Genomic DNA, 10,167 nt, shown 5'->3' with positions numbered 1-10,167 from the left:
GTAATAATTGTAGGATTCGTCGCGCGCCGCCTCGCCATCGGCACCGGTCAGTTCGTTGATCGAATAGGCCGGTGCCGCCATGAGTTGTTCCTTGGAAAACGGTACGACATAACCGCCCTTGTCCTCATCATAGTCGAGGCTTGCCCACGGAATGGCGTGATATTTCTCGCCGATGCCAAGGAAGCCGCCAAAACCGATGACCGCGAACATGATCCCGTTCGTCATCTTGTCGAGCATCACATCCTCTATGCTGCCGATGCTTGTGCCTTCGGTGTTGTAGACCGATGTGCCGATGACCCGCGAAGCGGCGATGGCTTGGGTGTGGCCAGTCTGGGTTGCCATGATTGTGCTCCTCATTGTGGTTTCGAACCATACTTGGACAATGAGGGGCGCGGGCGAAGGTTCCCGACTTTTTCGGCGTCGACCGATCACTCCGCGAGGATGAAGGTAACCTTCATGTTGACGCGATAAGCAACAATCTTGCCGTCCTGGACGACGATCTTCTGGTCCTGGATCCAGGCGCCCTCGACGTTCTTCAGCGTTTTGGATGCGCGCGCAATTCCCTGTTCGATGGCGTCCTGAAAGCTCTTCTTCGACGACGATGTGATTTCGGTGACGCGGGCGACAGACATGGCTTCCTCCTGCCAAAACGCTCATTTGCCGGTAGAGCGTACAGGCGGCTTGCGCCGTCCACAAGCATCGGCGGTCGACAGAGGATATGTCCGGCCTAGAGACCCTTGGCGATGCGGTCGAATGCCATCAGCCGCTCGAGTAGAGCGGGCATGTCCTTCAACGGCAGCATGTTGGGGCCGTCGGAAGAGGTCGAGTTGTCAGGATCCTGATGGGTCTCGATGAAGACGCCGGCAACGCCGACAGCGACGGCCGCGCGCGCCAGCGTCTCGACAAAACGACGTTCACCGCCCGAGGAACCGCCCTGCCCGCCCGGCTGCTGCACCGAATGGGTCGCATCGAAGATCACCGGCGCGCCGATCTCTGCCATGACAGGCAAAGCGCGCATGTCGGAGACCAGCGTGTTGTAGCCGAAAGAAGCACCGCGCTCGGTGGTCAGCACATTGGCATTGCCGGATCCGGTGATCTTGGCGACGACGTTCTTCATGTCCCAGGGGGCAAGGAACTGTCCCTTCTTCACGTTGATGACCTTGCCGGTTTTCGCCGCGGCGACCAGCATGTCGGTCTGGCGCGACAGGAAAGCCGGAATCTGCAGGACATCGACATGCGGCGCCACGATGGCGCACTGCTCCTCGGTGTGGACATCGGTCAGCACCGGGAGCGAAAATTCCTTGCGCAGTTCGTCGAAGACGGGAAGTGCCGCGTCCATGCCGGCGCCGCGCGTCGCCGACAGCGAGGTGCGGTTGGCCTTGTCGTAGCTGGTCTTGTAGACGAGGCCTATTCCGAGCCTGCCGGTCAGTTCCTTCAGCGCGCCGGCCATGTCGAAAGCGTGCTGACGCGACTCGAACTGGCACGGGCCGGCGATCAGCGACAGAGCCGCCTTGTTGTCGAAGACGACATTGCCGACAATTACCGCTGAATTGGGCGCGACGGGCTTGTTCATTTGGTCTCCCGGAAGATGAAAGCCGCGCCCTGTCCGGGTGCAGGCTGCACGACAATATCATTGCCCGCCATATCGTGTTGGATGGAATTGGCCGCAAGCAGCCTCGATGTCACATCGGCGTTCCGAACCGAAAAGACCACCGCTGCGAAGCGTAGATCTGTCGGCGCGCCGGCCGGCAGGCCAAAGCGCGCGGTGAAAGCCGCGCGGTCAAGTACGCTCAAATCTGCATTCGGCAGGGAAAACATGCCGCCCTGCCTTTCGGCGGCCGGATTGTCCACCGTGACAGAAATCAACTCATGCTGCTTTCCAGGCGCATCGCTGACCGCCAAGATCTCGACAATTCCGGTCGCGCCGTTGGCGTGGGCCTGCAAAGCCGCGCGGTCGACATCAGGCGCGTTGACCCGCTCGCAGGCAAACAGGAAGGCGTCCGTGGCTTCGGCTCCGGCCGCGAAAGCGAGCTTGAACGATGCGATGTCGCTCTTGCCGGCCGGGTCGGTGAAAGCGCGCGAAAAACCCAGCATGTCTCCAGCCGAGATGCCGGCATCGACATAGCGTGCATGGTCGGCATCGGCATTGCCCGTACCTAGAACAATGGCGGAAAACCCCTCGTCGCCGTTGCTGTCGCGATAGGCGCGATCACGCGTGACGAAGACATTGCCGTCCGCGATAGCCTTTGCCGCCACCTGCTCGTCGCCGACCGCCAGCGGTTCGAGATACGTGCCGTCGGCCAGGAAAACACAGCAGTTTTCCGTTCCGAAGGGATGGATGCCGGTCGGGGCCACGACGAAGCCAAGCGCGGCGAGCCGGGCTCGCGCCACCTCAAGGCTCTGCGTTGGCAGCACCAGGTGATCGAGCGGATGAGTGCCAGTGATGGTTCGGGTCATGCAGCCGCGATGTGCATCATTCCGCAAATCGGTTCAAGACTTGATCGCAATCCCGGCCATTTCGCCCCCGCCAGTTCACCGGACGTCGAAAAAGGCACCAGTTGGGACAAAGCCTCGATCAGCTTCCGGCAACGACATCGGCGGAATAGCGCAGTTCGCGCATCGGTTTGACCTTGCTGGTGGTCTGCGCATAGAGCGGGTGCGCCTTGTAGGCGGCCAGCGCGGCGTCATCGGCGAACTCCGCGTAGACGACCACGTCGACCTCGTCCGACAGCGGATCCACCTTGGTGTTGAGCGTGACCTCGAACAGGCTGGAATGAGGAATGTTGCCGAGCGCCAGCAAGCCGGTGCGCACAGCCTCGACATCCTCTTTTCGCCGCGCGCTGAAGAAAACGATATGCCGGATCAACCCCGCCTCCTCGATCAAAATGCTGGGGTCTTTTGTGACGGCAGGACGTTGGCGTCAATCGACTAGGATGTCGCGGCTGCCGCCACTGGAGTTAAGCTCTGCCGGTAACATATCGCACAACATGGCTAAGCTCTCTCACTGTTGTGTCGAGATAGCGGCCCTGATTGTACATGCCATCCCAGATCAGGAAAAACGCGATGGCGGCAATGACGATTACATAACGCATGGCTAGATCTATCGCACGAGCAATTCTGCGACCATAGGCGTTTTTTGCGCGCTCGGCCTTTGCTGTGCAAAAAAGCGGATTCTCGCTGGCGCAAGCATTCCGCGTGGCACAGCCCCGCTTGCGGCCTGCCTCTTGAAGTTTCGCCGCATGACGTGGAAGATCGCCGCAGGGATTCACTGGGAAGCGCTAAAGCTCTGGTAAAAGAGCGCGTGTTTCATTCGAGCCCGCCCGTCACTGAGCCGGTCAGCGCCCGGGACCGGCAACGGCGTTCGAAGCTGGCGAATGATCCAAGAGAACCGTGGCTCGGCAATCTGCCCCGACACCGCGGAAATCCAGGGGGCACGAGATGGCACAAAAGGAACTATTTGGCGCAGCATTGAGCGACGCGGTCAGGCTCGATGAGTTCAATTTCGCCGAGATCGTCAAAGGTCTGCCGGCGAAAGCGCGCATGGTGCTGTCGGCGGCGATGAACCTGCCGCGCGGTTCACTCAAGGTGAGGCTGCCGGACGGCCGCGCCGTCCTCGTCGGCGGCAAGGGACCTGGCCCAGATGCCGAACTGGTGCTGAAGAATTGGCGCTTGCCCGGCCGCGCCTTTTCCGGCGGCACGATCGGCGTAGCCGAATCCTACATGGACGGCGATTGGGAAAGCCCTGATGTGACCAGCTTCCTGGAGCTATTCGTGGTCAATTCGGTCATTGGCGAGCGTATCGCGGGCGGCACCAGTTGGCTGATCAACACCGTCCAGCGCATCCGCCACTGGTTCAACCAGAACACCCGCACCGGTTCGAAGCGCAATATCTCGGCGCATTACGACCTCGGCAACGCCTTTTACAAGCAATGGCTCGATCCGAGCATGACCTATTCCTCGGCGCTCTACACGACCGGCGCCAACGACCTGGAAAGCGCCCAGGCCGCCAAATATCGCGCGCTGGCGAAAGACACAGGGATCGGCCCGAAGGACCATGTGCTGGAAATCGGCTGTGGCTGGGGTGGCTTCGCCGAATTCGCCGCGCGCGAGATCGGCTGCCGCGTCACCGGGTTGACGATCAGCCGCGAGCAGCACGATTTTGCAACGGCTCGCATCGCCAAGGCTGGCCTTGCCGACAAGGTCGACATCAAGCTGCAGGACTATCGCGACGAAACCGGCACCTATGACCGCATCGCCTCGATCGAGATGTTCGAGGCGGTCGGCGAGAAATACTGGCCGGTGTTTTTCGGCAAGATGAAGGCTTGCCTGAGACCCGGCGGCACCGCCGGCCTGCAGATCATCACCATCAACGAAGCCGCCTACGACACATATCGCGCAAGGCCGGATTTCATCCAGCGCTATGTTTTCCCGGGTGGCATGCTGCCGACACCGTCGATCCTGAAGACACTGGGCAAGGATCATGGCCTTGCCCATCTGCGCGAGCGCGTGTTTCCGGATGACTATGCGCGCACGCTTGCCGAATGGCGCCACCGGTTCTGGGCGTCATGGGAAAAGATCGTCCCGCTCGGCTTCGACGACCGCTTCAAGAAGCTCTGGGAGTTCTACCTGCACTATTGCGAGGCCGGATTCCGCGCCAGCTACATCGACGTGCGCCAGGTGGTCTACAAGGCGTAAGTCGACACGTTCTTCGATTTCATTGCCGCCGACCAGGCGATATCGAGGATGATCTCGATATCGCCGCCCGGTCGCCGTCAAAAAGTCCGATCGCAAAGCAGGATGCCGCGCAGGACGGACGAATCGGAAATCACTTGATGCGCAAACGGACGATCTTCTTCGGCATCATTGTTGTCGCCGCGGCGGGCATCTGGCTCAACAACACCTCGCTGTTGTCGAGCCGCCCCGCCGGCAAGCCGGAAGTGCTTGCCCATCGCGGCCTTGCCCAGGACTACGCACGGGAAGGCATGACGGGTGAGACGTGCACGGCCAGTCGCATGTTGCCGCCGCGCCATGCCTACCTCGAAAACACGATCCCCTCGATGGAAGCCGCCTTCGCGCTGGGCGCTGACGCGCTCGAACTGGATGTTCACCCGACGACAGACGGCAATTTCGCCGTCTTCCACGACTGGACGCTGGATTGCCGCACGGAAGGCAAGGGAGAAACACGCAACCATTCCATGGCCGAGTTGAAGACCCTCGATGTCGGCTATGGCTATACGGCGGATAGCGGCAAGACCTTTCCGTTTCGCGGCAAGGGTATCGGCATGATGCCGTCGCTGGATGAGGTTCTGGCGCACTTCCCGGCCCGCCGCTTCAACATCAACGTCAAGAGCAACGATCCGGGCGAAGGCGAAAAGCTGGCCGCACGGCTTGCCATGCTATCGCCGAACGAGCGCTTCTATCTCTCGGTCTATGGCGGCGACAAGCCGATTGCCGCAGTCAAGGCAGCACTGCCGGACATGCATACGCTGAGCCGCGCGTCGCTGACGCAATGCATTCTGCGCTATGCCGCGCTTGGCTGGAGCGGCTATGTTCCAGATGCCTGCAGAAAAGGTACCTTGCTCATTCCCGTCAACATCGCGAAATGGATGTGGGGTTGGCCGAACCGGTTTCTCGATCGCATGCAAGGCGTCGACAGCCGCGTCTATCTGCTCGGCCCGTACACCGGCGGCGACTTTTCGCAAGGGCTGGACGATCCCGAACTGATCAAGCAACTGCCGAACGGTTATTCCGGCGGCATTTCCACCGATGCGCTGGATCTCGTCATGCCTGACATCAAGGAACGTTTCACCCAGCCGGCTCAATCCACGCCATAAGGCCGGACTTGAGCCGACCCAAACCACCCTTCAAAGCAGGATGCGGTATCTCGCGAAACCTGCCTCGCCCTCGCCTGCCGGCTCGATCTTCAGCGATTTCACCTGCGCAATGAAATCCTTCGCCTTGGCGCCGGTTTCGAACACGGCGCTGGTTCCAGGCAGCGGCGCGAACGACCAGTTGTCGTCCGCGGACGGGTTGATTGTACCTTCGCTGACGATGTAGCGGACGATGACGTCGCGATTGGTGTCCGGCGCTTCATAGATGATCTTCGAGGCATTGATGTCAGGGAAATTGCCGCCGCCGCCGGCGCGGTAATTGTTGGTTGCGACGACGAATTTCTGTTTGGGGTCAATTGGTTTTCCGTCGAAACTCAGGTCGACGATACGGTTGGCGCCAGCGTTAGCCAGCCCGCCCTTGGCATCGTATTTCGGCGGCTGCGACAGGTCTATTTTATAGGTGACGCCGTCGATGACGTCGAAATTGTAGGATGGGAAGTCGGTGTTGATGAGGGCCTGGTCGGCCTTCCCTGGCTCGATCCGGTTGAAGATCCCGGCCGACATTTCCAGCCATTCCTTGACCTGCGCACCGGTGATTTCGACCGCACGCACGGTGTTGGGATAGAGATAGAGGTCGGCGACGTTCTTGATGGCGATATCGCCGGCGGGCACGTCGGTATAGTAGTCGGCGCCGTTGCGCCCGCCGGCCTTGAACGGAGCGGCCGCCGACAGCAGCGGCACATCCTTCCATTGCGTGTTCTTCAGAATATCCCTGAGGTACCAGGTCTGCGCCTGGCTGACGACCTGCACCGACGGATCGTCGGCGACCAGCGCGAAATAGGAATAGAGCGGCGCGGAGGTCTTGCCAACGGGGCGGCGCACATAGGCCAGTGTTGCCTGGTGGTCCTGCTCAAGGGCCGCGATGATCCGCTTGTCGTCCGGGACAGTCGGTTTGTTCTTATTGTCGACGCGTTCGAAGATCGGCCGCGCCTCGGAGGTGGCGGAAACGACCTTCCATTTCGACCCGTCGCGTTCCAGCATCAGGTCGATCAGCCCCATATGCGAGCCCCAGAAGCCGCCCATGACGGCGGGTTTGCCCTGCAGCGTGCCTTTTTGCGTGTCGACACCATCGAGCGACTGGAAATCCTTCTTGCCGGGAAACACCAGATGCTGGTGCCCGGTGAACACCGCATCGATGCCGTCGACGCCGGCGACGAAGAACGAGGCGTTCTCCATCATGTCGCCCTGCTTCACGTCGATGCCGGAATGCGACAGCGCAATGACGATGTCGGCGCCCGCCTCCTTCATCTGCGGCACCCAGGCCTTGGCCGCCTCGACGATGTCGCGCGTCTTGACGTTGCCTTCGAGGTTCTTGAGATCCCAGACCATGACCTGCGGCGGCACGAAGCCGATGATGCCGATCCTGATCGGCTGCTCGGCGCCCGAACCGTCCTTGATCTTCTTGTCGAGGATGACATAGGGCTTGAGATAGAGCTTGTCGTCGCGCGGGTTCGCGGCAAGCTCCGTGCCGCGGATCAGGTTGGCGCAGACGAAGGGAAAATTGGCGCCGGCCAGCACCTTGTCCAGGAACGACAGGCCATAGTTGAACTCGTGGTTGCCCAGCGTCGAGCACTCGTAGCCGAGCAGGTTCATACCCTTCATGATCGGATGCAGGTCGCCGTCCTTCAGGCCCTTCTCATAGGCGATGTAGTCGCCCATCGGATTGCCCTGCAGCAGGTCGCCATTGTCGATCAGCATCGAATTCACGGCTTCCTTGCGCACGGCGTCGATCAGGGAGGCCGTGCGCGACAAGCCCAGCGTGTCGTTCGCTTTGTCGGCGTAATAATCGTAAGGCAGCACGTTCACATGGATGTCGGTGGTCTCCATGATCCGGAGATGCGCCTGGTTGGCCTGTGCGCGAGCGGAGAAGGGATGAAGCACGATCAGCGCCCCTGTAGCTGCGGTGCCAGCGAGGAAATCGCGGCGGGAGACGGGATGGAGCAGTTGCGACATGTTTTCTCCTCATCGACAACGTGACACGCCCTGCCCCGAAGCGAACTTCGCGCCGAAATCGGCTCAAGTCCATTCAAGAAGTTGCGTGCATCGGAAGGTCAGTCGACCAGCAACAGATGACGTGCGGATGAACGGTGCCGGTGAAGAAATCAGCCCTTGTCGTCGTCGCCCTGGGTGATCAGCCGCGCGCTGCGTTGCCCCGTCGCGTAGATCCACAGCCAGCTCAGCGAAACAGCAAGCCGGTTGCGAAAGCCGATCAGGAAATAGATGTGGGCCACTCCCCACAGCCACCAGGCGAGCCAGCCGGTGAGCTTGATCCAGCCGAAATCGATGGCGGCGGCGCGTTTGCCGATCGTCGCCAGATCGCCGGCATGCCTGTAGTGGAAAGGACGCGCGGTCGTGTCGCCGCCGAGCCTGGCCTTGATGGTAGCCGCAACATGTCGGCCCTCCTGCTTGGCGGAAGGCGCCACGCCGGGAACCGGCCGCCCGTCTGGCCGCAGCACATGAGCGGCGTCGCCGATGACGAAGATCTCCGGGCTGCCACGCACACTTAGATCGGGCTCGACCAGCACCCTGCCCGCGCGGTCCGCCTTCGCTCCCAGCCATTCAGCGGCTGGCGAAGCGGCAACGCCGGCTGCCCACAGGATCGTTCGGGCGGCCAGTTGCTTATCGCCAAACACGACACCTTCTGCGTCGCAGCGCGTGACAGCCCGGCCGAGCTCGACCGTCACGCCGAGCCGCTCGAGCGCTTTGCTGGCATAGTCGGAAAGTTTCGGTGCGAAATTTGCCAGAATGCGGTCGCCGGCCTCGATCAGCACCACGCGCGTCTGCCGCGTGTCGATGTTGCGGAACTCGCCGCGCAGCGTGTCATGCGCCAGCTCGACGATGGTGCCGGCAAGCTCGACGCCGGTCGGCCCGCCACCGACGATCGCAATGGTCAGCAGCGCCTGGCGCTTGGCGGGATCAGCCTCCCGCTCGGCCTGTTCGAAGCCCAGGAGAATTCGCCGCCGAATGGTGGTGGCGTCCTCCAGCGTCTTCAGGCCAGGCGCGAACGGCTCCCATTCGTCATGGCCGAAATAGGCGTGGCGGGCACCGGTGGCGAGCAGCAGCGTGTCGTAGGCGACCGCGCTGCCGTCATCGAGCAGCACGCGCTTGCCGGCGCGATCGACACCGGTGACATTGGCGAGCAGCGTCGTCACATCCTTGCGGTTGCGCAGGAGGTGGCGGATCGGCCAGGCAACCTCGGAGGTGGCCAGCGCCGTCGTCGCCACCTGGTAGAGCAGCGGCTGGAAGAGGTGATGGTTGCGCTTGTCGATCATGGTGATGCGCACGGGAGCGCCGGCAAGCGCACGGGTGAACTCGAGGCCGCCGAACCCCGCGCCGACAACGACGACATGATGCCTGGCTTCGTTCATTCCGTTCACCTTGATAGCAAGATTGCCTGTCCTGCATGTAGGTATTTTTGTGCAATGCAACAACAGATGGCCAGTGCCCGAGACTCGTCGTTGCATGTCGTGAATGCACATGTTGTATCGTATCGCGAGGTATAGCGTCATCGAACACGCGATGAGGTGAGGCATGGCCAACGATCGTGACGACGATGCTCCGGCGCAGTATTCTTCGCCGCCCTGTTTCATGCACGAACTCGATCCGGAATTCCGTGCGCCTTCGAGCGACTGGACCGATGTGAGACGCTGGCGCAAGGCTGAGCGCGAACGCCTGATCGCCGCGCGTCTTGCTGTTTCGGCCGACGCGCGAACGGTAATGTCGCAACGCATCGCCGATGGCCTCGACGCGGTAATCGGCGAGATCGCCGGCCGCATGGTCAGTCTCTACTGGCCGTTTCGCGGCGAGCCGGATTTGCGGCCTTGGATGGCGTCCATAAACGAACGCGGCGGCCGCACCGCCCTGCCCATCGTCATCGAGAAGGGGCAGCCGCTGATCTTCCGCGCCTACAAAGCAGGCGACCGGCTGGAGAAAGGTGTCTGGAACATCCCGATCCCGGCCGAGGGCGATCCGGTGCTGCCGGACATCGTTATCTCGCCGATCGTCGGCATCGACCCCCTGAACTACCGCCTGGGTTATGGCGGCGGTTTCTTCGACCGTACGCTGGCAGCGATGCCGTTCAAGCCACTGGTCATCGGCGTCGGCTACGAGCTGCAGCGCATCGCGACCATCTACCCGCAGCCGCACGACATTCCGATGGATCGGGTGGTAACGGAGGCCTAGGTGTGGAGCTTCAACAGGTTGTCCTCGATCAGGGCGAGGCGACTGATAGGCGTTTTTGACTTTAGGCTGCCATGTGGACGATGCCAATTGTATC

10 protein-coding genes are annotated in these 10,167 nt (G+C 61.6%); 3 read left to right on the top strand and 7 right to left on the bottom strand.

The window, feature by feature from the left end:
* The 5 genes from EN949_RS28325 to EN949_RS28305 all read right to left on the bottom strand — a co-directional run.
* On the bottom strand, nt 1-342 hold a 342-nt coding region (locus EN949_RS28325), incomplete at its 3' end, for a PRC-barrel domain-containing protein (RefSeq protein WP_164782564.1).
* 86 nt (nt 343-428) lie between these two features.
* Nucleotides 429-632, bottom strand: a complete 204-nt coding sequence (locus EN949_RS28320; protein WP_013531476.1) for a dodecin family protein — start codon at nt 630-632, stop codon at nt 429-431.
* A 95-nt stretch (nt 633-727) separates the two neighbouring features.
* A complete protein-coding gene (gene kdsA, locus EN949_RS28315; RefSeq protein ID WP_013531475.1) occupies nt 728-1,573 on the bottom strand; it encodes a 3-deoxy-8-phosphooctulonate synthase in 846 nt (281 codons plus the stop codon).
* Nucleotides 1,570-2,457 carry a VOC family protein gene (locus EN949_RS28310; protein ID WP_127367120.1) on the bottom strand — a complete coding sequence of 296 codons (888 nt, stop codon included), beginning with the start codon at nt 2,455-2,457 and terminating at the stop codon, nt 1,570-1,572. Before EN949_RS28310 ends, kdsA begins: the two co-directional genes overlap by 4 nt.
* A gap of 118 nt (nt 2,458-2,575) precedes the next feature.
* Nucleotides 2,576-2,866 carry a Dabb family protein gene (locus EN949_RS28305; RefSeq protein WP_013531473.1) on the bottom strand — a complete coding sequence of 97 codons (291 nt, stop codon included), beginning with the start codon at nt 2,864-2,866 and terminating at the stop codon, nt 2,576-2,578.
* Nucleotides 2,867-3,438: 572 nt separating this feature from the next.
* Here EN949_RS28305 and EN949_RS28300 point away from each other — a divergent pair.
* Nucleotides 3,439-4,695: a cyclopropane-fatty-acyl-phospholipid synthase family protein gene (locus EN949_RS28300; protein ID WP_013531472.1), complete on the top strand. Its 1,257-nt coding sequence runs from the start codon at nt 3,439-3,441 to the stop codon at nt 4,693-4,695.
* A 137-nt stretch (nt 4,696-4,832) separates the two neighbouring features.
* A complete protein-coding gene (locus EN949_RS28295; protein WP_127370967.1) occupies nt 4,833-5,834 on the top strand; it encodes a glycerophosphodiester phosphodiesterase family protein in 1,002 nt (333 codons plus the stop codon).
* 30 nt (nt 5,835-5,864) lie between these two features.
* Here the strand turns inward: EN949_RS28295 and EN949_RS28290 are convergent, their stop codons facing one another.
* Nucleotides 5,865-7,844, bottom strand: coding sequence for a bifunctional 2',3'-cyclic-nucleotide 2'-phosphodiesterase/3'-nucleotidase (locus EN949_RS28290; protein WP_127367058.1), 1,980 nt, complete (start codon nt 7,842-7,844; stop codon nt 5,865-5,867).
* Between the two features lie 149 nt (nt 7,845-7,993).
* On the bottom strand, nt 7,994-9,259 hold the full coding sequence (locus EN949_RS28285) for an NAD(P)/FAD-dependent oxidoreductase (RefSeq protein WP_024505090.1): 1,266 nt from the start codon (nt 9,257-9,259) through the stop codon (nt 7,994-7,996).
* A 163-nt stretch (nt 9,260-9,422) separates the two neighbouring features.
* Between EN949_RS28285 and EN949_RS28280 the strand changes: the two genes are divergently transcribed.
* Nucleotides 9,423-10,073, top strand: coding sequence for a 5-formyltetrahydrofolate cyclo-ligase (locus tag EN949_RS28280; RefSeq protein ID WP_013531468.1), 651 nt, complete (start codon nt 9,423-9,425; stop codon nt 10,071-10,073).
* The last annotated feature ends 94 nt before the right edge of the window (nt 10,074-10,167 follow it).

The organism is Mesorhizobium sp. M7A.F.Ca.US.007.01.2.1, assembly GCF_003998165.1.
GTDB classification, from domain to species: domain Bacteria; phylum Pseudomonadota; class Alphaproteobacteria; order Rhizobiales; family Rhizobiaceae; genus Mesorhizobium; species Mesorhizobium ciceri.
Note: the sequence above shows the minus strand (reverse complement) of the source record. Positions and strands in the feature narration are given on the sequence as shown.